We start from the raw sequence: 21,417 nt of genomic DNA, 5'->3' as shown, positions 1-21,417 counted from the left end.
CCAAAGTCACACGCGGCCAAATGCGCCTACGCTGCGCCGCGCAGCTCCTTCAATAGCGCTTCTGCGTGGAGCTTTCGAGCTAAGAACTTTGGTCTCAGCCCCGCGACGAATTCTTGCCGGTCAGAATGCGCTCCCAGGCCAGCGCGTCGGCGACGATCAGGTCGAGGTCGTCGCGCTGCGGCGTCCAGCCGAGTTCGCGGCGCGCCAGCTCCGAATTAGCGACTACCGCTGCGGCGTCGCCCGGACGGCGCTCGCCCATCCGCACCTCGAAATCATGACCAAAGACGCGCCGCACGCTGTCGATCACCTCGAGCACCGAATAGCCGTGGCTGTAGCCGCAATTGGCGACGAGACTTGTCCCGCCGGCGCGCAGGCGTTCCAGCGCCAGCCGATGAGCCACCGCCAGATCGCTGACATGGATATAGTCGCGCATGCAGGTGCCGTCTGGCGTCGGATAGTCGGTGCCGAACACCTGCATAAGGGGTCGCTTGCCGAGCGCCGTCTCGCAGGCGACCTTGATCAGATGCGTGGCGCCAGGCGTCGACTGGCCGGTGCGGCCCTTCGGGTCGGCGCCGGCGACGTTGAAGTAGCGCAGCGCCGTATAGCGCAAACCATAGGCAATTGCGGCGTCGCGCAGCATCCATTCGCTCATCAGCTTGGACAGGCCGTAGGGCGATTCCGGTGCAAGGCGGGCATCTTCACGCACCGGCTCCAGCCCAGCGCCGCCATAGACGGCGGCGGTCGAGGAGAAGATGAAATTGGGCACGCCTTCGCGCACTGCGGTCTCGATCAGCGTGCGCGTCTTGCAGGTGTTGTTCTCGTAATAACCGAGCGGGTCGGCAACCGATTCGGGAACCACGATGGAGCCGGCAAAATGGATGATCGCGTCGACCTTGTTGTCGCGGATGATCGAGCCGACCAGCTCCTTGTCGGCGACATCGCCGACAACGAGCTTTGCCTCCGGCGCCACCGCCCACTCGAAACCGGTCGAAAGCCGGTCGAGGACGACAACGCTGTCGCCCGCATCCAGCAGCTCCCAGACCATATGGCTGCCGATATAGCCGGCGCCGCCTGTCACCAAAACCGTCATCCGCGTCCTCGCTGCTCAAGATTTATCGGAAACTGTCTCAACACCTTACTGGAAAGCCTGCCGCTAGGTCATTAGTAGCATTAGTGCCTGCGGTAACCAGTCTCATCGGCGCGTGGCATAGTCCTGAAACAAAATTCATGCACATCAAGGGAATAGGCCATGATCCGTGGTCGTTAGGAACAGGCTTGGGGCGTGGCATTTTGACCAAAAAGGCCAAGTGGACGTCGAATAGGGCAATGATTATGATCCCACGCAAAACTGGGATGCCGAAATGAACTATCAGCGTTTCTTCGAAGACGCGATCGACCAGCTCCATGCAGAGCGTCGCTACCGCATCTTCGCCGACCTCGAGCGCATCGTGGGGAAATTCCCACGCGCCATCTGGCGCGCCAACGGCCGCGCCCACGAAATCACTGTCTGGTGCTCCAACGACTATCTCGGCATGGGCCAGCATCCAGACGTCATCGCTGCGCTGCAGAACGCCGCCGGCAAGATGGGATCTGGCGCCGGTGGCACCCGCAACATCTCCGGCACCAGCAATCCGCTGGTCGAGCTCGAACTGGAACTGGCCGACCTGCACGACAAGGAAGCCGCACTCGTCTTCACCTCGGGCTTTGTCTCCAACGAAGCCTCGATCTCGACCATTGCACGGCTTCTGCCCAACTGCCTGATTGTCTCGGACGAGTTGAACCACGCCTCGATGATCGAGGGCGTGCGGCGTTCGGGCGCCGAGAAGAAGATCTTTCGTCACAACGACGTTGCGCATCTTGAAAGCCTGCTGCAGGCGGCGGGCCGCGAACGCGCCAAGCTGATTGTCTTCGAGAGCGTCTATTCGATGGATGGTGACATCGCGCCGATCAAGCAGATCGTCGATCTTGCCGAGCGCTACAACGCCATGACCTATATCGACGAGGTCCATGCCGTCGGGATGTACGGAGCGCGCGGCGGCGGCATCACCGAGCGCGAAGGGCTGGCAGACCGTATCGACATCATCGAAGGCACGCTGGCCAAGGCGTTCGGCACGCTCGGCGGCTATATCACCGGCACAAATGCGGTGATCGATGCCGTGCGCTCCTATGCGCCGGGCTTCATTTTCACCACGGCGCTGCCGCCGGCCATCGCCGCCGCGGCGACCACGTCGATCCGCCATCTGAAGCGCTCGCAGTCCGAACGCGACGCGCAGCAGCGCCAGGCGACGCGGACCAAGCAGGTTCTTACCGCCGCCGGCCTGCCGGTGATGGACTCCGCTACCCACATCGTGCCGCTGCTCGTCGGCGATCCCGAGCTCTGCAAGATGGCCAGCGACCGCCTGCTCGGCGTCCACGGCATCTACATCCAGCCGATCAACTACCCGACCGTGCCGCGCGGCACCGAACGGCTGCGCATTACACCGACGCCGTTCCATTCGGATCACCTGATCGCGGAACTTCAGGATGCGCTGGTTGAGACTTGGGATGCTTTGGGTATCTCTTACGGTTCTGCGGGCCGGCCTTCGGTGAGGGAAAGCGACCGCGTCATTCCGTTGCTGGTGCCGAAGTCCGGCGGCTGATCCCCGAGTTTCAACTCGGGATCGAAGGCAACTCACATACTCGTCATCCACTTCGCCAGCCGGTGCGCCGCATCCTCGAGCTGGTCGAGGCGGCGGTGGAAACACAGCCTGAGGAAGGCTTCGCCGCCGGGACCGAATGCGGTTCCGGGCGCCAAACCGACATTGGCGCGGTCGACGATGTCGAAGGCGGCGGCGCGTGAATCGGTGATGCCGTCGACTGCGAAGAACAGATAAAACGCGCCTTGCGGCACGGTGAAGCGCGCCCTGTCGGTCGCAGCCAGGATACCGCAGACCAGGTCACGCGCCGCCCTCGCCCGCTCCACCTGCTCAACGATGAAGGCGTCACCCTCATCGAGGGCGACGACCGCGCCGCGCTGCATGAACTGGGCAACGCCTGAGGTCGAATACTGGACCAGGTTTTCGAATACCTGCTGCAGCGAGGGATGGCTCTTGATCCAGCCGACCCGCCAGCCGGTCATCGCCCAGTTCTTGGAAAAACTGTTGACGAACAGGATGCGATCCTCGTCGGCCATGATGTCGATGAAGGAGGGCGCGCGACTATCGCCGTAGTGGAACAGCGAATAGATCTCGTCGGCGATGATCCACAGCCCCCTTTCGCGGGAAAGATCGAGGATCGCCTGCAGCGTCTCCCTGTCGGCGATCCAGCCGGTCGGGTTGGACGGTGTGTTGACGAACAGCGCCTTTGTCCTTGGCGTGATCGCCGCCTCGATCTTGCCGATGTCGCAGGACCAGCCATTGCCGGACTGGTCGAGCGTGACAGCGACCGGGACGACGCCTGCCACGCCGGCGGCTGCGGCGAAATTCGGCCAGGCCGGCGACAGATAGACGACCTCGTCCCCTTTCCCGGCGACGGCATCGAGCGCCAGCTGGATAGCGTGCATGCCCGAGCCGGTGACGATGAATTCTTCCTCGGCGAAGCTCTTGCCGAAATGCCTGACGTAATAGCGGGCGAGCGCCTGCCGCAGCTCGGGGATGCCTTTCTGCCAGGTATAGAAGGTCTCGCCGCCGGCGAGCGCCCGGGCAGCGGCATCGGTGATGAAGGGGGGCGTCGGCAGATCGCCCTCGCCGGCCCAGAGCGGGATCATGCCGTCGCGGTCGCGGCCGCGGTTCATAACGGCGACAATGCCGCTTTCCGGCGCGGCCCGGGCCTCGGCGCGCAAATTCTCGATCAGGGTCATGGATAGATCCGTTTTCGTCTTCTGGACTGCTAGCGCGTTTTGCGACAGGCGAAAACAGAAAACCCCGGCCGAAATCGACCGGGGTTTTGGTCCAGGGAATCTGTCTTCGGGCTATTTCCTGGCAAGGAGATCGCGAATTTCGGTGAGCAGCGCAACATCGGCCGGCGGAGCGGCCGCAGGCACAGCTGGCTTCTCACGCTCCAGACGCTTGCGCAGATTGTTCACGACCTTGACCATCAGGAAGATGATGAAGGCGAGGATGATGAAATTCAGCGCGACGGTGATGAAACTGCCATAGGCGAAGACTGCGCCCTGCTTCTTGGCCTCCGCCAGCGATGTGGCGTTGACGGCTGAGGACAAGGGCAGGAAATAGTTGTTGAAGTCGAGTCCGCCGAAAATCGCCCCGATTATCGGCATGATAATGTCATTGACCAGTGAATCGACGATCTTGCTGAAGGCAGCGCCGATAATGACGGCGACCGCCAGGTCCATGACGTTACCCCGGGAAATGAATTCCTGGAATTCTTTCAGCATTCGACCCTCCTTGTTCTGACGGGCCAGGCCGCCGTCCTCGCCCGCTCGTTGGCTCCACTGGCACAATAGCAAAAACCTGCGGTTGCAGCATGGACAAAACACCGTTTCCGCCGGCAAAATTCCCGAAGCCGCAGCTATCCTGCGCCGAAAGCCGCGATGGACTTGATCGCCAAGCTGTGATTGCGTCTCGGCAGGCCGGATGCAAAACGGGCAAGGGAGGATTATCGGGCCGTGCAGGGCTGGTTCATCGTCATCATCGCGATCGCCTATGTGACGTTGCTGTTCGTCATCGCCAGCCTCGGCGACCGGCGCTCAACGACATCCGGGCCTGACCGGGCCCGACCCTTCATCTATGCGCTCAGCCTGGCGATCTATTGCACCTCCTGGACGTTCTTCGGTTCGGTCGGCCTTTCCTCCGAGCGCGGCCTTGAATTCCTCGGCATCTATATCGGCCCAGTGCTGGTGTTCGTGTTCGGCTTTCCGCTGCTTCGGCGCATCGTCAGGCTGGCCAAGACAGAGAAGATCACTTCGATTGCCGACTTCCTCGGCGCCCGCTACGGCAAGAGTTTTGCCGTAGCAGCGATTGCCACGCTGATCGCGACGATCGGCGCGGTGCCTTATATGGCGCTGCAGCTGAAGGCGATTTCCGGCTCGGTCAGCCTGATGGTCGAGCATTACACCGGCTCGCCACCTTCCTTCGATCCCTTCGTCAGCGACATCTCGCTGGTCGTCGCCATGCTGCTTGCGCTGTTTGCGGTTCTGTTCGGCACGCGCCATGCCGACGCCACCGAGCACCAGGATGGTCTGGTGCTGGCGGTAGCGGTGGAAACCGTGGTCAAGCTCGCCGCCTTCCTGGCGATCGGCCTGATGGTCACCTTCCTGGTCTTCGGCGGCCCGGGCGATATGGTCGACAAGCTCGCCGAGAATACGCAAGTGCGGCAGGCGATGGGCTACAGCACGTCGCTCGCCACCTGGCTGGTACTGACATGTTTGAGCGGTTTCGCCATCATCATGCTGCCGCGACAGTTCTACGTCACCATCGTCGAGAACCGCAGCGAGGCCGAGCTGCGCACCGCCACATGGGTGTTTCCGCTCTATCTGGTGGCGATCAACCTTTTCGTGCTGCCGATTGCGCTCGCCGGCCTTGCGCTGGTCGGCACCAGGACCAGCAGCGACCTCTATGTCCTGTCGCTGCCGCTGCTCAGCGGTCACGATGTGTTGGCCATGGCGGCGTTCATCGGCGGCCTGTCGGCAGCGACCGCGATGGTGATCGTCGAAAGCGTCGCGCTGTCGATCATGATCTCCAACGACCTCGTCATCCCGCTGTTCGTGCGTCGCCTGCTCAAGACCACGACGTCCGAGAACGAAGACTGGTCAGCGCTCATCCTCAACGTGCGACGGGCGGCGATCTTCATCATGCTGTTCATCGCCTTCCTCTACTATCGCGAGAGCACCGACAACGCGCGGCTCTCCTCTATCGGCCTGATGTCCTTCGCCGCGATCGCGCAGTTCGCGCCGGCGTTGATCGGCGGACTGATCTGGCGGGGCGCCAATGGCAGGGGGGCGGCACTCGGCATGGTCGCCGGCATCGTCGTGTGGAGCTATACGCTGCTGCTTCCTTCGCTCGCCGCGTCCGATACCGGCATCGTCGTGCACGGCCTGTTCGGTTTCGAAGCGCTGCGGCCGCAAGCGCTGTTCGGCACCGTCGCCGAGCCGCTGAACCACGGTGTCCTGTGGAGCCTGTCGGTCAACACGCTGTTCTTCGTGTTCGGCTCGCTGTCGCGCGCGTCGGTGCCGCTGGAGCGCATCCAGGCATCGATTTTCGTGCCGCGCGAGGCGAGCCCGATGCCGAGCCTGCGCCGCTTCCGCACCACCGTTACCGTCAACGACCTGAAGGACACCATCGCGCGTTACCTCGGCGTCGAACGCACCGAACGATCCTTTCAGTCGTTCGAAAAGAGCAACGGCGCTTCGCTGCACGGCAACGAGCAGGCCAGCATGGACGTCATCCGCTTCTCCGAGCAGCTTCTGGCAAGTGCCGTCGGTTCCTCCTCGGCGCGGCTGATTCTGTCGCTGCTGCTGCGCCGCAACGACCGCGAAGCCAAGGACGCCTTCCGCCTGCTCGACGACGCCACCGAGGCGCTGCAGCACAACCGTGACCTGCTGCAGATCGCGCTCGACCAGATGGAACAGGGGATCACCGTCTTCGACAGGGATTTCAGGCTGATCTGCTGGAACCGCCAATATCGGGCGCTGTTCGACCTGCCCGACGAAATGGGCCAGGTCGGCGTCTCGCTCGATCGCATCCTGCGCCACCTTGCCGAGCGTGGCGACATTCCGGCAGACCAGCGGATAACAATGCTCAACCGTCTCACCAGTTTCGTCAGCCCGTGGCAGATGGAGCTGAAGACCAGCGGCCGGATCCTGGAATTGCGCTCCAACCCGATGCCGGACGGCGGCATCGTCGCCACCTATGCCGACATCTCCGGACGCGTCGAGCAGGATCTGGCGCTGAAGCGCGCCAATGAAACGCTCGAACAGCGCGTCAAGAACCGCACCGTCGAACTGACCCGCGTCAACGAGGAGCTGGCCCAGGCGCAGATGCTGGCGGAGGAGGCCAATCTCGGTAAGACGCGCTTCCTCGCGGCCGCCGGCCATGACATCCTGCAACCGCTGAACGCTGCTCGTCTTTATTGCTCGTCGCTGATCGAAAAGGCCGGCAAGGGACCTGCGGGCAAGGCTGCGATCAACATCGAATCCTCGCTGGAATCGGTCGAGACTATTCTCGGTGCGGTGCTCGACATTTCTCGTCTCGACGCTGGTGCGATGAAACCGGACGATACGGCCTTCAGCCTGGACGGACTGCTGCGCCAGATCGGCAACGACTTTCAGCCGCTTGCCGCCGAGAAGAAACTCAGCCTGACGATCATGCCATCGTCGCTCAGCGTGACGACTGACCGCAATCTGTTGCGCCGCCTGATCCAAAATCTCGTATCCAATGCCATCAAATACACCCGCCATGGCCGCGTCCTGGTCGGTGTGCGGCGTCGCGGAGAACTGGCCGAGATCCAGGTGATCGATACCGGCATCGGCATTGCCGCCGACAAGCTGAACACGGTCTTTCACGAATTCACCCGGCTCGACGAGGGTGCGCGCGAAGCTGACGGCCTCGGGCTCGGCCTTTCCATCGTCGACCGCATCGCTCGGGTCTTGCGCCTCGAACTCCGGATCTTTTCAAGCCCGGGCAAGGGCACGCGCTTTTCCGTCATCCTGCCGGTCGCGGCAGTGCAGCCGCGGCGCGAGGTCGAGGCGAAGGCGCCGGTCCGCACTGCTGCTTCGCTTGTCGGGCTCCGAGTGCTCTGTATCGACAACGACGCCCGCATCCTCGACGGCATGCGGCTGCTGCTCGAAGGCTGGGGCTGCAGCGTCGACACGTTTGCCGGCTCGGGGGATCTCGAGGGGTCCGTCATGCATCGCCCCGACATCGTGCTTGCCGACTACCATCTCGACGGCGAGACCGGCCTTGACGCCATCGTCAAACTGCGTGCGATCCACGGCCAGGACATGCCGGCCGTGCTGGTCACGGCCGACCGCTCGAGCGAGGTGCGCGCCACCGCTGGCAGGCTCGACGTGCCGGTGATCAATAAGCCCCTCAAACCAGCGGTGCTGCGCTCGATGATGGCGAGGGTCAGGCCGCTGGCGTCCGCGGCCGAGTAACGGTCATAATCTGTTGACCAGGATGCTAGAGCGGGATGCGTTCAATTGAACGGGCATCCCGTTCTATCTATCTGTTTGAGCCGCATTTATGCAACGTCAAGTGATTCCACTTGGCTGCAAAATGCTCTAGCTCAGCTGGCTGCCTGCAGCGGGTCGCTGCCGATCTTGGAGAGCAGGATCACCGCCTGGGTGCGGCTGTCGACGCCAAGCTTCTGCAAAATGGCCGAGACATGCGCCTTGATCGTCGCTTCGGAGACACCGAGTTCGTAGGCGATCTGCTTGTTGAGCAGCCCTTCGCCCAGCATGCCGAGCACGCGCGTCTGCTGCGGCGTCAGCGTCTGCAGCCGCTTGATCAGATCGGATATCTCGGGATCGCGCTCGACGCCGAGATCGATGCCCGTGGGCGCGGCGATGTCGCCGGCAAGCACCGACTGCACGGCGCTGCGGATTTCCTCCATGCTGGCCGATTTGGAGATGAAACCCGAAGCGCCGAGATCAAGCGCGCGCCGGATGGTCACCGGATCGTCATGCGCCGACACCACCATCATCGGCACCGTCGGGTGGATGCCGCGCAGCGAGATCAGACCGGAAAGGCCGCTCGCGCCCGGCATGGACAGGTCGAGCAGCACCAGATCGACGTCCTCATTGGCCACGACCAGCGCCTTGGCGCTTTCGAAATCGCCGGCCTCGTGAATGCCGGCGACATTGCCGATGCCGGCAAGCGCCTCTCTCAGCGCGCCGCGAAAAAGCGGATGATCGTCAGCGATGACGAAAGTGTAGCCTGACGGCACATGGCCCTCCCCGAATCCCACTGATTGTCTGCTTCTTACGGGATCAGTCGAACGATTATGCGGCGATATCAGCCGTTTTCAAGCGGCAAGCCTATGCGCCGGGTTCCCACGGTGAATGGTGCTCAGGTTTTTTGTGAATTGGGCTTGGCGCCATCCTCGCCGCTGTCCTTTTCCATGTCCTTGACGATACCCATGAAGCTGCGCAGGAAGCGCTCCATGTAGCTCATCGTCTTGTTGAAATCCTCCTCGCTGGGCAATGTCGACTCAAAGCGGGCGGCAAGCGAGTTCTCGAGCTTGACGACGCGCTGGTCGAGCGCCTTTACCGAATTCTGCAGCCGGTCGATCTCGTCCTGGAAGGCGGCGCGTTCATCGGCCGCCATCTTGCAGACGAGCTGGCCGGAACGCTCCTCGCAGATCGACATCGCACCGGTCTGCGTGTCCATGCGGACATAGCCGGTGGCCGACTTTTCCAGCCGGTATCGGTCGGCTTCCTCAGAAAAGGCCGATGCCGCGACAAGCGAGACGAGCGCTGCGGGAATCAAGACGTGCTGCGGACGCATATTGTCCTCCATGGGCCAGTAAGCGCAATTTATCGCATGTTTGCGCCGGAAATGGGGAAGAATCCTTAGCCTTTGCCTTAACGCAGATTTTTGTCGGAAAACCGTGTGACACTTTTCCGGAAACCTGCTTGCCTCTTCCCCGTATGGTTGGTTCGGACTATAGCGCAACCATGTCTCAGATTATCTACAAGATAGTACCTGAAGCGTTGTGGCGCGAGGCCGAAAGAAATGGCCGCTTCACCGGCGCGCCGATCGATGTCGCCGACGGTTTCATCCATTTTTCCACCGCTGGCCAGGCCCGGGAAACGGCGGCAAAACACTTTGCCGGCCAGACCGGGCTGCTGCTGGTCGCCATCGATGGCGCCAAACTGGGTGATTTGCTGAAATACGAGGTCTCGCGCGGCGGTGCGCTGTTCCCGCATCTTTACGGCCCGCTCGACCTCAAGGCCGTTGTCTGGGTGCAACCGTTGCCGCTCGGCACCGATGGCCTGCACCAATTCCCAACGCTGGAGGCCGAATGAACGTGCTCGACCGGCTCGGCCAGAGATTCCTGTTCGCATTCGATCCGGAAGCAGCCCACGGCCTGTCGATCGCCGCGCTGAAATGCGGGTTGCCGATAGCCGGGAGACCCGTGCGCGACGACAGGCTGAAAGTCAGCGTCTGCGGCATCGACTTCCCCAATCCGCTCGGCATGGCTGCCGGCTACGACAAGAACGCCGAGGTTGCCGATGCGCTGCTTGGCCTCGGCTTCGGCTTTGCCGAGGTCGGCACGATCACGCCGCGGCCGCAGGCCGGCAACCCGAAGCCGCGCATTTTCCGGCTGACATCGGACGAAGCGGTGATCAACCGGCTGGGCTTCAACAATGAGGGTCACCAGGCTGCCGAAGAACGGCTTGCTGCCCGCAAGGGCCGCGCCGGCATCGTCGGCGTCAATATCGGTGCCAACAAAGACAGCACCGACCGCGTCAGTGACTATGAACGCGGCGTTGTCAGGTTTGCGCCATACGCCAGCTACCTGACGGTCAACGTCTCCTCGCCGAACACGCCGGGTCTGCGCAACATGCAGGCCCGTGAACAGCTTGGCGAGCTCCTGTCGCGCGTCATGGCCGCACGTACGGCAGCAGCAGCGCAGCCGCCCGTCTTCCTCAAGATCGCGCCGGACCTGGCCGAGGCCGAGCTGGAGGATATCGCCGCCGAGGTTACCGAGAAGGCAATAGACGGCCTCATCGTCTCCAACACCACCATCGCGCGGCCGGGGCTGCGCAGCGCCGATCTTGCCGGCGAGACCGGTGGGCTTTCGGGAAAACCGTTGTTCGAGCGCTCGACCATCGTGCTGGCAAAGATGCGCAAACTGCTTGGCCCGGACCGCGCCATCATCGGCGTCGGCGGCGTCGATTCCATTGAGACGGCGCTGGAAAAGATCCGCGCCGGCGCCGATCTCGTCCAGCTCTACACCGGCATGATCTATGCTGGGCCGGCACTACCGGGCCGCATTCTTGGCGGGATGGTCCGGTTCGCGGACATGCAACGGCTCAAGTCGCTGCGCGAATTGCGCGATACCAGCCTCGATCAATGGGCGTCGAAGCCGCTCTAACCCGAAGCCGCTCTAAAACGCAGTCCGCATCCGCACGCGCAAAATGGCAAGCAGGCTGAAGCCGCGCACCAGCAGGAAGACGTGCAGCGCCGCCCACAGGCCGTGATTGCCGAAGGCCGGCGCCAGGATGAGCAAGGCCGCGCTGAAGACAAGGAACGACAAAAGCATCATGTTACGCATGTCGTGCGACCAGGTCGCGCCGATGAAGACGCCATCCATCTGAAACGCCAGCACGCCGCTGAGCGCGGTGAACGCCGCCCAGGCCAGATAGTTGTCGGCAACGGCGCGAACATCTTGTGACGTCGTGATCAGGGCGACCAGATCAGTACCGCCCAGCAAAAGGACGAGCGTCGCCGCGGCCGCCAGCCCGAAGCCCCAGAACAGGGTCAGCCGCACCGCCTGCCGGAATTGCATCGCGGCACGCGCGCCCACGGCACGCCCGGCGAGCTGTTCGGCCGCCGTGGCGAAACCGTCGAGGAAATAGCCGGCGATGAGGAAGAAGTTCATCAGCACCGCGTTGGCGGCCAACGTCACCGTGCCGAATTGCGCGCCCTGGCGAGTGAACAGTGCGAAAGCGGCGAGCAGCGAAAACGACCGGATCATGATGTCACGGTTGAGCGACATCATGCGCAGGAATGCCGACAGGTCGAGGATGCGATGGCGCGGCAGCCGGGGCGCTGCCCAGAAACGCCGGCCGATGATCGCCAGGCCAAGCAGCATGGCGACGAATTCACCGGTGACAGTCGCCCAGGCGACACCGGCGACGCCCCAGCCGAGTTCCAGCCCCAGCAGGATGCAGAGCGCAATGTTGATGCCGTTCAGCACCAATTGCAGCATCAGTCCCAGCCCGCCCTCGCCGCGCCCCAGCACATAGCCGAGGATGGCGTAGTTGATCAGCGAGAACGGTGCGGCGAGCAATCTGATGCGGATATAGACTACCATCGCCTCGCTGACGCGCGCCTCGGCGCTCATGAACCATTGTCCGGCGATGGCGACCAGTGGCGCAAGGGCGGCAAGCACAATGCCGGCGACGACCGCGATCAGCACGGCGCGCCAGAACACCGCCTGTTCCTCCAGTTCGTCGCCGCGTCCGAGCGCCTGGGCGACGAGGCCTGTGGTGCCGGAACGCAGGAAATTGAAGGAGGTGAAGACGACGTCGAAGACCAGGGCGCCCGCCGCCAGACCACCGAGAAGGGCAGCGTCGCCCAACTGCCCGACCACGGCCGTGTCGACGACGCCGAGCAGCGGCGTCGTCAGATAGGCAAGCGTCATCGGCACCGCGATGGCGAGCACCGAGCGGTTGGTGACGACGAAAGACCGGCCGTTGGCCGCTGCTGATACCTGATCCAGGACCCGCTTCCCATCGTGGCTTGATCGAACAGCCGATGTGGCCCAGATTCCGGACGCCGCGCAACCGCTCATCCCGCCACGGCCAACCGAAACCCGCCTCTGGCGCACCCGCCGTAAACCACCCAAATGCCCCTGCAGATCGTTCATCATCACGACTACGACGCCGGCTTCGCAGTCAACCATCGCTTCCCCATGAGCAAATACAAGCTGCTGATGGAAGCCTTGGGCGCGCGCGGACTGACCGGCCCCGCCGCTCTCAACGTGCCCAAACCGGCGCCGGCATCATGGCTGAAGCTTGCCCATGCCGCCGGTTATGTCGACCAGGTGCTGGCCTGCGAAGTGCCTGAAAAAATCGAGCGCGAGATCGGCTTTCCGGTGGGCCCGCGCGTCTCGCTCAGGGCGCAGCTCGCAACGGGCGGCACCGTGCTGGCAGCGCGGCTGGCGTTGCTGAACGGCATCGCCTGCAATACCGCCGGCGGCAGCCATCATGCGCGGCGCGCGCAAGGCGCCGGCTTCTGCACCTTCAACGATATTGCCGTGGCTTCACTGGTGCTGCTTGCCGAAGCTGCCGCCGGCAACATCCTGATCGTCGATCTCGACGTGCATCAGGGCGACGGCACGGCGGATATTGTTGGCCAGGAGCGGCGCGTGTTCACCTTTTCCATGCATGGCGACCGCAACTATCCGACGCGAAAGATCGCTTCCGACCTCGACATCGCTCTGCCCGATGGCACCGGCGATGCGGCCTATCTCGAAAGTTTGGGCGGCGTCCTGCCGGAACTCACCGCCAAGGCGCGCTGGGACATCGTTTTCTACAATGCCGGGGTCGACGTTCATGCCGAGGACCGGCTTGGCAGGTTGTCACTGTCGAACGAGGGGCTGCGCGCCCGCGACGACATGGTGATCCGTCATTTCCGCGCGCTCGGCATCCCGGTCTGCGGCGTTATCGGCGGCGGCTATTCGACTGATGTGGCGGCCCTCGCCGCGCGCCATTCCATCCTGTTCGAAGTGGCGTCAGGGTTCGCCTGACGACCTTCTAGGATTTCCCTGCCGAACCACAGGTCAGCGGAGCAAAAGCCGGTCCACTTTTGCTACACCGACCTTCGGCTCGGGGCCATGCTCTATTTCCGATAGCTGGCGATCCTGAGCAGGATGAAGGCCGGAATGACAATCGCCGCGCCCAGCAAGATATAGCCGAGAAAACGGTCAATGGCGCGAAAGCCCAGATTCCAGAGATCGACGAAGAAATTCCGGACACCGTAGAGCACATCCATCGGCGACCAGCCGAATGCGTTCATGACTAGGCCGACGAGGAACGATACCACCAGCAGCTTCAGGAACACCCGGAGCGGCGAATCGCCGAGAAAGCGCGTCAGTGCGGACAAGGCGTGTCTCCAGATTCGGTTGCCCCGATTCGGGCACAGGTCCAGAAATACGCACTTGCCGCGCTGGCATCAAGGCGGGTCGCTGGCTCAGTTGCTCCGCATGGCGGGTTGGCCGGATTGTCTGCTCGCCAACTTATGTTGCAACGCCGGCTCCCTTGCCATGACGGAGTAACAGTCGGATGGCTGGAAGACACGAGTGCACGCTTAACGATTGCCCGAAGGCCGGCTTGCGTGGTAACGAGGCTACTGCGCGGGTATGATGTAATGGTAGCTTGTCAGCTTCCCAAGCTGAACGCGCGGGTTCGATTCCCGCTACCCGCTCCACCTGCCCTGCAAGGAATTGAGGTTGCTGATGATCTGCGAGCGGTAGACGTCGAACTTGGCCTCGTAAAACCAGTCGTCACCTTGGGGCGGCTTGGCTACCAAGGTAGGCATCATCGGCGGAACGAAGTCGAGCCTGCCGGCGCCGGCACTCACAGGGCCCATATGATCGGGTCTAAGTCGCCGGCACATATGAACTGGATAGAACATAACGGGATTCTAATAAGAGGCGGCAACAAAAGATGCTGATCCGCGTTGCTAGTCAAAAGGGACCGCGATGTTTGGCAAAGACCTCTTGGTTCGCATGCTTGACCGCCGCGACGCCCTGCCGCCAGACGAAATCGCGCTTATTGAGGCTCTTCCAGTCCGGCCGGTGACTTTCGGACCAGATGAGGAGATCGTCAGGGAGGGTTCCCGCCCCGCCGAAAGCTGTCTTGTCGCGAATGGTTTCGCAGTTCGAAACCAGGCTATTCGGGAAGGAAAGCGTCAAATAACGGCAATTCACGTGCCGGGAGACTTTGTCGATCTGCATAGTTTACTGCTAAAAGTGATGGATCACAGCGTGAGCGCGCTGGGTTCGTGCGATGTTGTTTTCATTCGACACAAAGACCTGCTCACAGCAATGGGTGGAAGTCCACATCTCACCCGGATGCTCTGGCTTTCGACGACTATCGATGCCTCAATCCAAAGGACTTGGATAACCTGCCTCGGGCGTCGCTCCGCCAAACAGCATCTCGCACATATAATCTGCGAGTTGTATGTCCGGTTAGAGATAGTTGGATTGGCCTCTGACCAGACGTTCGCGATTCCACTGACCCAGGCGGAATTGGGCGACGTGCTTGGTCTATCAGTAGTTCACGTGAACCGGACGCTGCAGGAACTTCGTGCGAAGGACCTGGTTAGCTGGAAAGACAGGAGGATTGTTATCCTGGATTTCCAGCGATTGGCCTTACTGGCCGACTTTGATACGACCTACCTAAATCTCTTCCATGAACCGCGGTGACCGCGTCGGCCAGGACGCGTCAACGCGCTAATGCGGCATCAAGATTTCTCGTCAACTAAACAATGTGAATGAGCCCTCGCGCCGGATCGAGTACGGCTGGGTTCAATTGACACGGTTGACGTCAAAGAAGGATTGCACATGCGTGAACTCGACAATCTCATCGAACATTACGTAAATATTCGCAGGCGGCGCCACAGTTTCATATCGACGGGCCTCGCTGTTAAGGCGCTCAAACAGATTGTTCCGGCATGTTCGGTCTCTGATTCCGACCTAGCGAACATGATTGCCAATCGTGCAATAGACTACAACCTTCCTGTGAGCTTTGACCTTAATGAGAGCTAGACGCGGTGCTTTATTATACTAGCCTAACCTGAGCCCTTGAAATCCGATGCGCAGAGGCGGGCCAATCTCCGCACGGCCGGCTGGGTCCGCGTCTCGGCACACGGCGCGTAGGAACTTCCAAGAGAGTTCACCGGGCTCCCCGGCTGTTTCACTATCGCTAATTTAGCTGGAAGTGATGGAACTTGTTTGCCCCCGGCAAGTTCGTTAGGCAATGGAGGAGATTGCCACCATGAACAGTGTCATTTATCTCATCGGCCTTGTCGTCGTCGTGCTTGCGATCCTCTCCTTCCTCGGATTCCATTAGGAGAATACCATGCAGCGCGAAGACGATCAGGGCCGTAAGCCGGCCGATTTCGAAACAGCCAAAAGCGAACTGTCCGAGCGGTTCCAGCAGGAAACGCAGACCGCGACAGAGGCGCTACAGGACGCTCGCGACGAACTCACCAGGAAGGCGGGCGACTACGCTGCTGAAGCCAAACAGGCGTTGTTCGACAAGGCCGAGGGAACACAGCGCGATATCAGCTCCAACCTAAAGGCCTTTAGCGGAGCATTGCGAGCAGCAAGCGAGCATCTGGCCAATAATGATCAACGGACCGCTTCGAAGTTCACCCTCGATGCCGCCGGCTCACTTGAGCGCCTTTCATCTTCGTTGAAGGACAAACCATTCGAAGATGTTCTTGGCGAGATGCGGTCGTTCGGCCGCGAAAATTCAGGGGCGCTGATCGCCGGTTCAGTATTGGCAGGCTTGGCACTGGGGCGGTTTATCAAGAGCTCGCCACCATCTGCCCGTACCGAAGCACAGGGTCGATCGGGAACAGATCGGCCTTCCGAAACGATTTCGAACTCGGATGAGTCCGCTACGCGGTCGGCTGAGCCAGCTGACACGACGCCGTCCCGCTTCAACCAGCCCAGAGACGACAGGGCCGGCGATGACTTGGCCGGTGAAGATTTGGCCGGTGACGACTGGGCCGGCGCAAGCCTGGAGCGGAACCCATGACCAACAATCAGGAAAGTCGCGGCCTCGCAACCCTCGTCAGCGATCTGGCACAGCAGGTCACAACCCTGCTTCAAACCGAAAGTAGGCTGTTGCGGGCCGAAATGTCGGAAAAAATCAGCAAGGCCGGCGCAGGCGCAGCCGAGGTTCTGGCCGGTGCCATATGCCTTCTCGCGGCCTTGATGGTGCTTTTGCAAGCACTCGTAATCGCCTTGGCGAGTGCCGGCCTGGGAGCGGGATGGTCCTCGCTGCTGGTCGGGATCGTCGTCGCGGTACTGGGAATCATTCTCTTGCGCTCTGGCACGAAAAGCATGGCTCCTTCCGAGCTGACGCCCGATCGCACACAAGACCAACTCAAGCGCGACGCGCGCGTGATCAAGGATCAAATAAGATGAGCGACAAATCCGCAGCCGAGCTCGAGCGCGATGCCGACATCGCCCGGGCGAAAGTAGCAGACACCGCCGATTCGATCCGCAGCAAGATGACACCGGGTCAATTGATCGACGAATTTACCGGAATGTTCGCCGGCGGCGAGGGATCCGCCATGCTTGGCAACCTCAAGTCGCAAGTTAGGGACAACCCGTTGCCGCTGACATTGATTGGAGCCGGCCTGGCCTGGCTGATGCTCGGCAACGGCCCGTCGGCAACCAACTCAGCTGCCGCTGGCTATCGGAGAGGCATGGCTTCTGACGCTTTCTCCGATCTCCGCGGCGATGATTTTAGCGAGGGTAGCGAAGGGCCCGGAATCGGGGCGATGCTCTCAGATACCGCCGGTTCGGTTACATCAGCAGCAAGTAGCGCCGCCGAAGCTGCAGCAAACGCCGCAACGGGCGCCAAGGAGAGGATGACAAACACCGCCGGCCGGCTCGGCTCAAGCGCCAGCGAGATAGCGGCTCGGACGCGCCAATCGGCACAAGACCTCTTCGAGCGCGAGCCGTTGGCTATCGCCGTAGTCGGCCTTGCGCTGGGCACTGCCATCGGGGTGATGCTGCCCCACACAGCCACAGAGGACGAGCAACTTGGCGCCTATCGCGACAAAATTCGCGACAGCGCGGCGGAGGTTTTCGAAACGGGCCTGGAGCAAGCAAAGCAAGTTGCCGCCGAGGCCTACGAAACAGTCAAGGAAGAGGCCGACCGGCAAGGCTCGGGTGGAGATACCGACACGTTAGCAGGCAAGGTCGGCAAAGTTGTGGAATCGACCGCAAAGCGAACCGAGGAAGCCGTTCGCGATCGTTTGCCGGGCTCGTCGGACGGGTCTTCTACCGCCTGATGGCATCGCCACCGGCCTGAATGACGGGCCTGGTCCATAGGACTCTGATGTTCAATGGATCTGGAACTTCCGACCCAATCCCTTTCGACTTGGGATGTCGGAGGTCCACAAATTCTCTGCGACTTTCCTCAGGAATGGCTTGCGGAACAGGTCTGCTGGCCAGTCCGCTTTGCTACGGAGCAAGCTCGTCGACGGTGTGGGCGGTCTCGTTCTTGAATTCGACTTTCGTGCCCGGCTGCACCATCGAGCCGAGATCTTCGGCATCCCAATTGGTCAGTCGGATGCAGCCATGTGAGAAGGTCGTGCCGATCTTGCCCGGTTCGGGCGTGCCGTGGATGCCGTAGCTTTCGATGGAGAGATCGATCCAGGCCGATCCCACCGGATTGTTCGGCCCGGCAGCGATGGTGAAGGGCCGCTTGGTCTTGACTCCCTTGAAAGCGAAGTCCGGATCATAGTGATAGGTTGGGTTGCGCACCACGCGCTTGACCTCCGCCACGCCGCTTGGCGCCGGGTTTTCATCGCTTCCAATCGAGGCCGGGTAGACTGCAAGCCATTTGCCGGAAGGGTCGAGCACGCGCACCAGGCGAGCGCCCTTGTCGACCTCAATGCCGGCAACGCCAGCGGGAGGATCGCCCCGGCCAAGATCAGGCACCACCAAGGTCGTGCCGGCCTTCCTGAAGCCGATGCCCGGATTGAGCATCCTGAGCAACTGTTCGCTGATATGGAAGCGCTCCGCCAGCCTCTCCGCCGCGCTGCGATAGCCGAGCCGCCGCAGACGGGCCATCCTCTCCATGCGAGCCGGAATACGCCTGGTGAAGGGTCCGCGCACATCCTTGCGCGTTACCTCATAGGTGACCAGCACCGGGTCGGTGGAGGTTGCCATGAGCTTGCTCCAGGTCTCCGGGGTGAGCTTGCCATCGGGAGGGAGTCCGTTCGCCGCCTGAAAGGCGCCGACTGCCTTGGCGAAGTTCGCTGAAAGGTTACCGTCAATCAGCCCAGGCGAGAAGCGGGCGCGATCCAAGAGAATCTGCGCCTTCAGCACGGTCGGATCGACACCCTTCGGTTCGCCGGCGGCGAACTGGGCCTGATTGACGGTGGTTAGGTCGAGCTTGGCCGCCCCCGTCCCGCCGCATGCCAGGGCAAGCGTCGCGGCGAAGACGAGGAGAAACCTGATCATCGATAGCCTCGCTGGGACTGCAACAAGAGCCCGCCTCTATGACGCGGCATGGCCCTGTGTGGTTCCTTCGCTCCAGCGATATTCTGAATTGAAGCGACATGACGCAGCGCCGTGTAGCTGCGATAGCTGTCCAAGGATTGGCGATGGATTGCTTGATTTAACGCCGTCAGCCTACCTCTCTCAAAATAAAGTCGTGCAGCATCTTGGCCGCCGGCGACAGCACGCGATTTTTTACGGTGATCAGACTGTAAGGCCTGACCTCGATGTCGAATTCGGTCTGGACGACGTCGATGGCGCCGGCCAGCCCCTCGGGGTTTTGGATGAATTTCGCCACCTGGATCGACACCGGCGCGATGGCGTCCGACTGCGCGACCATGACCAGGGTCAGCAGCAGCGAACTGGTGTTGAGGATGCGGTCCGGCAGCGCGATGTTGCGGTTCAGGAAATTGCTTTCCATCGCCTGGCGCAACGGCGAGCCGCCCGACTGGAAAACCCAGTCGTAGGCGGCGGTCTCCTCCAGCCGCACGGCTTTGCCCTTAGCAAGCGCGTGGCCGCGGCGCACGATCAGGCAGGCTTTTTCGACACCGATGACGCGGGCCTCGAACAGCCGTGGATTGAGATCGTCGGGGATGCGCGCGATGATGAAATCGTGACGCGTGGCGATCAGCTCGCGCGCCAGCACATTGGAGGTCTCGACCTGCATGGTGATCTCGATGCGCGGATAGATGCGCCGGATTTCGCGGATCGCCGGCACGGCGAGCTCGATCGCAGGGGCCGTCACCGCGCCGAGGAATACCGAGCCGCCCTTGCCCGCCTTGAGCTCGGATATTTCGCGGTCGACTTCACGCATCTCAAGCAGGATCGAACGTGCGCGCCTCGCCAATGCCTTGCCATAGGGGGTCAGCGTGATGCCGCGCGGCAGCCTTTCGCACAGCTTGACATCGAGCACCGCCTCCATCTCGGCGATCATGCGCGAGGCGGCGGGCTGCGAAATGTTCATGACCTGGGCTGCCGCGCTGACCCGGCCATGGTCATCGAGGGCTGCGATCATACGCATGTGGCGCAGGCTGAGGCCGCTGCGCAGCAGGGTTTCTCCGTCGCCGGGGGGTTCTTCGTAACTGGCTGAAAGTCCACCAGGATTCCGCAGCGCTGCCATGGTCGTTGTTTGCTCCCCACTCATCGCCGGCCGGCAATCCGGCCAGGTCTTCGTCGGCTTTCAATATATCAGTTTCGGTATAGCAACCATCAAAGATCGCATTTGACAGTTATGGCAAAGAGCCACACCCTTTGCGCGTCCTGAGGCTTGACCGTCGCCAGCGAGAAAAATCGCATCGACTGGAACCAGAGTCTCAGGGCCGATTGGGAGGATACCGGAGATCGATATGGCGGCAGCGGCGCGTTTTGGCGCCCCTGCACGATCGCGCGGCCCACGAAACCCAGGGTGCGCGTCCATCAACAAGGGAGAGTTAATGTGAAGATCATCAAGACCCTGGCCGCCGTCGCGGCCCTTAGCATCGCGGCCATGACGGTCCCGGCGCAGGCAGGCGAAGGCCTCATCGGCGTGCTGATGCCCACCAAGACCTCGCAGCGCTGGATCAACGACGGCGACGCCGTCAAGTCCCAGCTCGAGGCTCTGGGCTACACTGTCGATCTGCAGTATGCGCAGGACGATATCCCCAATCAGCTCAGCCAGCTGGAAAACGAAATCACCAAGGGCCCGAAGGCACTGATCATCGCCTCGATCGACGGCACCACGATGTCGGACGCGCTGCAGAAGGCGGCTGACGCCGGCGTCGTCGTCGTCGCCTATGACCGGCTGATCAAGAAGACCCCGAATGTCGACTACTACACCACGTTCGACAATTTCGGCGTCGGCGTCATCCAGGCCAAATCGCTGCTCAAGGGCCTTGGCTATCCGGAAAACAAGGGTCCATTCAACATCGAGCTGTTCGGCGGTTCGCCGGACGACAACAACGCCTTCTTCTTCTACGACGGCGCGATGTCCGTTCTGCAGCCACTGATCGACGACAAGACCCTCGTGGTGAAGTCCGGCCAGATGGGCATGGACAAGGTCGGCACGCTTCGCTGGCTGGCGGCGACCGCCCAGGCCCGCATGGACAATCTGCTGTCCGCCAACTACTCGGATGGCAGCCGCGTCGATGGCGTGCTCTCGCCGTATGACGGTCTGTCGCGCGGCATCATCGCCTCGTTGCGCGCAGTCGGTTACGGCACGGCCGATCAGCCCTGGCCAATTGTCACCGGCCAGGACGCCGAAACCGCTTCGGTCAAGGCGATCATCGCCGGCGAGCAGTACTCGACGGTGTTCAAGGACACCCGCGAACTCGCCAAGGCGACGGTCGAGCTCGTCGACAAGGTGCTCTCGGGCGGCAAGCCGGAAGGCCTCGACACCACGACCTACAACAACGACGTCAAGGTCGTCCCCTCGATCCTGCTGACGCCGCATGAGGTAGACAAGTCGAACTACCAGGCCCTGGTGGTCGATTCCGGCTACATCAAGGCCGAAGAGCTGAAGTAACGGCA

General features: G+C 62.0%; 21 protein-coding genes and 1 tRNA gene. 12 read left to right on the top strand and 10 right to left on the bottom strand.

Annotation, left to right across the window (positions count from 1 at the left end; genetic code table 11):
* Positions 1-94: 94 nt before the first annotated feature.
* A complete protein-coding gene (gene galE, locus ACWTU8_RS21895) occupies positions 95-1,090 on the bottom strand; it encodes a UDP-glucose 4-epimerase GalE (protein ID WP_287088322.1) in 996 nt (331 codons plus the stop codon).
* Positions 1,091-1,361: 271 nt separating this feature from the next.
* Between galE and hemA the strand changes: the two genes are divergently transcribed.
* Positions 1,362-2,639 (top strand): 5-aminolevulinate synthase, encoded by a 1,278-nt coding sequence (gene hemA / locus ACWTU8_RS21890; protein ID WP_455849802.1) that lies wholly within the window; start codon positions 1,362-1,364, stop codon positions 2,637-2,639.
* Between the two features lie 32 nt (positions 2,640-2,671).
* Here hemA and ACWTU8_RS21885 read toward each other — a convergent pair whose 3' ends face one another.
* Both ACWTU8_RS21885 and mscL read right to left on the bottom strand, forming a co-directional pair.
* Positions 2,672-3,838 carry a pyridoxal phosphate-dependent aminotransferase gene (locus ACWTU8_RS21885; protein ID WP_455849801.1) on the bottom strand — a complete coding sequence of 389 codons (1,167 nt, stop codon included), beginning with the start codon at positions 3,836-3,838 and terminating at the stop codon, positions 2,672-2,674.
* 111 nt (positions 3,839-3,949) lie between these two features.
* Positions 3,950-4,372 (bottom strand): large conductance mechanosensitive channel protein MscL, encoded by a 423-nt coding sequence (mscL, locus tag ACWTU8_RS21880; RefSeq protein WP_455849800.1) that lies wholly within the window; start codon positions 4,370-4,372, stop codon positions 3,950-3,952.
* Positions 4,373-4,603: 231 nt separating this feature from the next.
* Between mscL and ACWTU8_RS21875 the strand changes: the two genes are divergently transcribed.
* A complete protein-coding gene (locus ACWTU8_RS21875; protein WP_455849799.1) occupies positions 4,604-8,089 on the top strand; it encodes a PAS domain-containing hybrid sensor histidine kinase/response regulator in 3,486 nt (1,161 codons plus the stop codon).
* A 131-nt stretch (positions 8,090-8,220) separates the two neighbouring features.
* Here ACWTU8_RS21875 and ACWTU8_RS21870 read toward each other — a convergent pair whose 3' ends face one another.
* Together ACWTU8_RS21870 and ACWTU8_RS21865 are read right to left on the bottom strand one after the other, a co-directional pair.
* On the bottom strand, positions 8,221-8,880 hold the full coding sequence (locus ACWTU8_RS21870) for a response regulator transcription factor (protein ID WP_127209508.1): 660 nt from the start codon (positions 8,878-8,880) through the stop codon (positions 8,221-8,223).
* A 122-nt stretch (positions 8,881-9,002) separates the two neighbouring features.
* Positions 9,003-9,440, bottom strand: a complete 438-nt coding sequence (locus ACWTU8_RS21865) for a hypothetical protein (protein WP_029356777.1) — start codon at positions 9,438-9,440, stop codon at positions 9,003-9,005.
* A gap of 170 nt (positions 9,441-9,610) precedes the next feature.
* On the opposite strand from ACWTU8_RS21865, the gene ACWTU8_RS21860 reads away from it, so the two are divergent.
* Positions 9,611-9,961, top strand: coding sequence for a DUF952 domain-containing protein (locus ACWTU8_RS21860; RefSeq protein ID WP_455849798.1), 351 nt, complete (start codon positions 9,611-9,613; stop codon positions 9,959-9,961).
* On the top strand, positions 9,958-11,034 hold the full coding sequence (locus tag ACWTU8_RS21855) for a quinone-dependent dihydroorotate dehydrogenase (RefSeq protein ID WP_455849797.1): 1,077 nt from the start codon (positions 9,958-9,960) through the stop codon (positions 11,032-11,034). The genes ACWTU8_RS21860 and ACWTU8_RS21855 overlap by 4 nt, the downstream gene beginning before the upstream one ends.
* A gap of 12 nt (positions 11,035-11,046) precedes the next feature.
* On the opposite strand, the gene ACWTU8_RS21850 is transcribed toward ACWTU8_RS21855, so the two are convergent.
* Positions 11,047-12,567, bottom strand: coding sequence for an MATE family efflux transporter (locus tag ACWTU8_RS21850; protein ID WP_455849796.1), 1,521 nt, complete (start codon positions 12,565-12,567; stop codon positions 11,047-11,049).
* On the opposite strand from ACWTU8_RS21850, the gene ACWTU8_RS21845 reads away from it, so the two are divergent.
* On the top strand, positions 12,511-13,413 hold the full coding sequence (locus tag ACWTU8_RS21845; RefSeq protein ID WP_455849795.1) for a histone deacetylase family protein: 903 nt from the start codon (positions 12,511-12,513) through the stop codon (positions 13,411-13,413). The two genes, ACWTU8_RS21850 and ACWTU8_RS21845, sit on opposite strands and share 57 nt — an antisense overlap.
* Before the next feature lie 92 nt (positions 13,414-13,505).
* Here the strand turns inward: ACWTU8_RS21845 and ACWTU8_RS21840 are convergent, their stop codons facing one another.
* Complete coding sequence (locus tag ACWTU8_RS21840) at positions 13,506-13,769, bottom strand: DUF6460 domain-containing protein (protein ID WP_455849794.1); 264 nt, start codon at positions 13,767-13,769, stop codon at positions 13,506-13,508.
* A 250-nt stretch (positions 13,770-14,019) separates the two neighbouring features.
* Here ACWTU8_RS21840 and ACWTU8_RS21835 point away from each other — a divergent pair.
* A tRNA-Gly gene (locus tag ACWTU8_RS21835) sits at positions 14,020-14,093 on the top strand.
* On the opposite strand, the gene ACWTU8_RS21830 is transcribed toward ACWTU8_RS21835, so the two are convergent.
* Positions 14,082-14,255 (bottom strand): hypothetical protein, encoded by a 174-nt coding sequence (locus ACWTU8_RS21830; protein WP_455849793.1) that lies wholly within the window; start codon positions 14,253-14,255, stop codon positions 14,082-14,084. The genes ACWTU8_RS21835 and ACWTU8_RS21830 overlap by 12 nt on opposite strands.
* Positions 14,256-14,367: 112 nt before the next feature.
* Between ACWTU8_RS21830 and ACWTU8_RS21825 the strand changes: the two genes are divergently transcribed.
* From ACWTU8_RS21825 to ACWTU8_RS21805, 5 genes are all read left to right on the top strand, one after another.
* On the top strand, positions 14,368-15,093 hold the full coding sequence (locus tag ACWTU8_RS21825) for a Crp/Fnr family transcriptional regulator (protein WP_029356809.1): 726 nt from the start codon (positions 14,368-14,370) through the stop codon (positions 15,091-15,093).
* A 138-nt stretch (positions 15,094-15,231) separates the two neighbouring features.
* Positions 15,232-15,435 carry a hypothetical protein gene (locus tag ACWTU8_RS21820; protein WP_095517063.1) on the top strand — a complete coding sequence of 68 codons (204 nt, stop codon included), beginning with the start codon at positions 15,232-15,234 and terminating at the stop codon, positions 15,433-15,435.
* Positions 15,436-15,748: 313 nt separating this feature from the next.
* Positions 15,749-16,432, top strand: coding sequence for a hypothetical protein (locus ACWTU8_RS21815; protein WP_455849792.1), 684 nt, complete (start codon positions 15,749-15,751; stop codon positions 16,430-16,432).
* Complete coding sequence (locus tag ACWTU8_RS21810; RefSeq protein WP_065005831.1) at positions 16,429-16,824, top strand: phage holin family protein; 396 nt, start codon at positions 16,429-16,431, stop codon at positions 16,822-16,824. The genes ACWTU8_RS21815 and ACWTU8_RS21810 overlap by 4 nt, the downstream gene beginning before the upstream one ends.
* Positions 16,821-17,699 (top strand): hypothetical protein, encoded by an 879-nt coding sequence (locus ACWTU8_RS21805; RefSeq protein ID WP_455849791.1) that lies wholly within the window; start codon positions 16,821-16,823, stop codon positions 17,697-17,699. Before ACWTU8_RS21810 ends, ACWTU8_RS21805 begins: the two co-directional genes overlap by 4 nt.
* A 172-nt stretch (positions 17,700-17,871) precedes the next feature.
* Here the strand turns inward: ACWTU8_RS21805 and ACWTU8_RS21800 are convergent, their stop codons facing one another.
* Positions 17,872-18,876: a L,D-transpeptidase family protein gene (locus tag ACWTU8_RS21800; RefSeq protein WP_455849790.1), complete on the bottom strand. Its 1,005-nt coding sequence runs from the start codon at positions 18,874-18,876 to the stop codon at positions 17,872-17,874.
* Between the two features lie 166 nt (positions 18,877-19,042).
* Entirely contained in the window at positions 19,043-20,032 is a 990-nt protein-coding gene (locus tag ACWTU8_RS21795; RefSeq protein WP_029356814.1) for a LysR family transcriptional regulator, read from the bottom strand.
* 315 nt (positions 20,033-20,347) lie between these two features.
* On the opposite strand from ACWTU8_RS21795, the gene chvE reads away from it, so the two are divergent.
* Entirely contained in the window at positions 20,348-21,412 is a 1,065-nt protein-coding gene (chvE, locus tag ACWTU8_RS21790) for a multiple monosaccharide ABC transporter substrate-binding protein (protein ID WP_029356817.1), read from the top strand.
* Positions 21,413-21,417 lie beyond the last annotated feature (5 nt).

The organism is Mesorhizobium sp. BHbdii, assembly GCF_053848045.1.
This window is presented reverse-complemented; position numbering and strand designations above follow the sequence as displayed.

What these genes read in the sequence shown, in the direction of transcription:
- galE (WP_287088322.1), bottom strand. Translation starts at nt 1,090, where the DNA reads ATGACGGTTTTGGTGACAGGCGGCGCCGGCTATATCGGCAGCCATATG.
- hemA (WP_455849802.1), top strand. Translation starts at nt 1,362, where the DNA reads ATGAACTATCAGCGTTTCTTCGAAGACGCGATCGACCAGCTCCATGCA.
- ACWTU8_RS21885 (WP_455849801.1), bottom strand. Translation starts at nt 3,838, where the DNA reads ATGACCCTGATCGAGAATTTGCGCGCCGAGGCCCGGGCCGCGCCGGAA.
- mscL (WP_455849800.1), bottom strand. Translation starts at nt 4,372, where the DNA reads ATGCTGAAAGAATTCCAGGAATTCATTTCCCGGGGTAACGTCATGGAC.
- ACWTU8_RS21865 (WP_029356777.1), bottom strand. Translation starts at nt 9,440, where the DNA reads ATGCGTCCGCAGCACGTCTTGATTCCCGCAGCGCTCGTCTCGCTTGTC.
- ACWTU8_RS21860 (WP_455849798.1), top strand. Translation starts at nt 9,611, where the DNA reads ATGTCTCAGATTATCTACAAGATAGTACCTGAAGCGTTGTGGCGCGAG.
- ACWTU8_RS21855 (WP_455849797.1), top strand. Translation starts at nt 9,958, where the DNA reads ATGAACGTGCTCGACCGGCTCGGCCAGAGATTCCTGTTCGCATTCGAT.
- ACWTU8_RS21845 (WP_455849795.1), top strand. Translation starts at nt 12,511, where the DNA reads ATGCCCCTGCAGATCGTTCATCATCACGACTACGACGCCGGCTTCGCA.
- ACWTU8_RS21850 (WP_455849796.1), bottom strand. Translation starts at nt 12,567, where the DNA reads ATGGTTGACTGCGAAGCCGGCGTCGTAGTCGTGATGATGAACGATCTG.
- ACWTU8_RS21830 (WP_455849793.1), bottom strand. Translation starts at nt 14,255, where the DNA reads ATGGGCCCTGTGAGTGCCGGCGCCGGCAGGCTCGACTTCGTTCCGCCG.
- ACWTU8_RS21825 (WP_029356809.1), top strand. Translation starts at nt 14,368, where the DNA reads ATGTTTGGCAAAGACCTCTTGGTTCGCATGCTTGACCGCCGCGACGCC.
- ACWTU8_RS21820 (WP_095517063.1), top strand. Translation starts at nt 15,232, where the DNA reads ATGCGTGAACTCGACAATCTCATCGAACATTACGTAAATATTCGCAGG.
- ACWTU8_RS21815 (WP_455849792.1), top strand. Translation starts at nt 15,749, where the DNA reads ATGCAGCGCGAAGACGATCAGGGCCGTAAGCCGGCCGATTTCGAAACA.
- ACWTU8_RS21810 (WP_065005831.1), top strand. Translation starts at nt 16,429, where the DNA reads ATGACCAACAATCAGGAAAGTCGCGGCCTCGCAACCCTCGTCAGCGAT.
- ACWTU8_RS21805 (WP_455849791.1), top strand. Translation starts at nt 16,821, where the DNA reads ATGAGCGACAAATCCGCAGCCGAGCTCGAGCGCGATGCCGACATCGCC.
- ACWTU8_RS21800 (WP_455849790.1), bottom strand. Translation starts at nt 18,876, where the DNA reads ATGATCAGGTTTCTCCTCGTCTTCGCCGCGACGCTTGCCCTGGCATGC.
- ACWTU8_RS21795 (WP_029356814.1), bottom strand. Translation starts at nt 20,032, where the DNA reads ATGGCAGCGCTGCGGAATCCTGGTGGACTTTCAGCCAGTTACGAAGAA.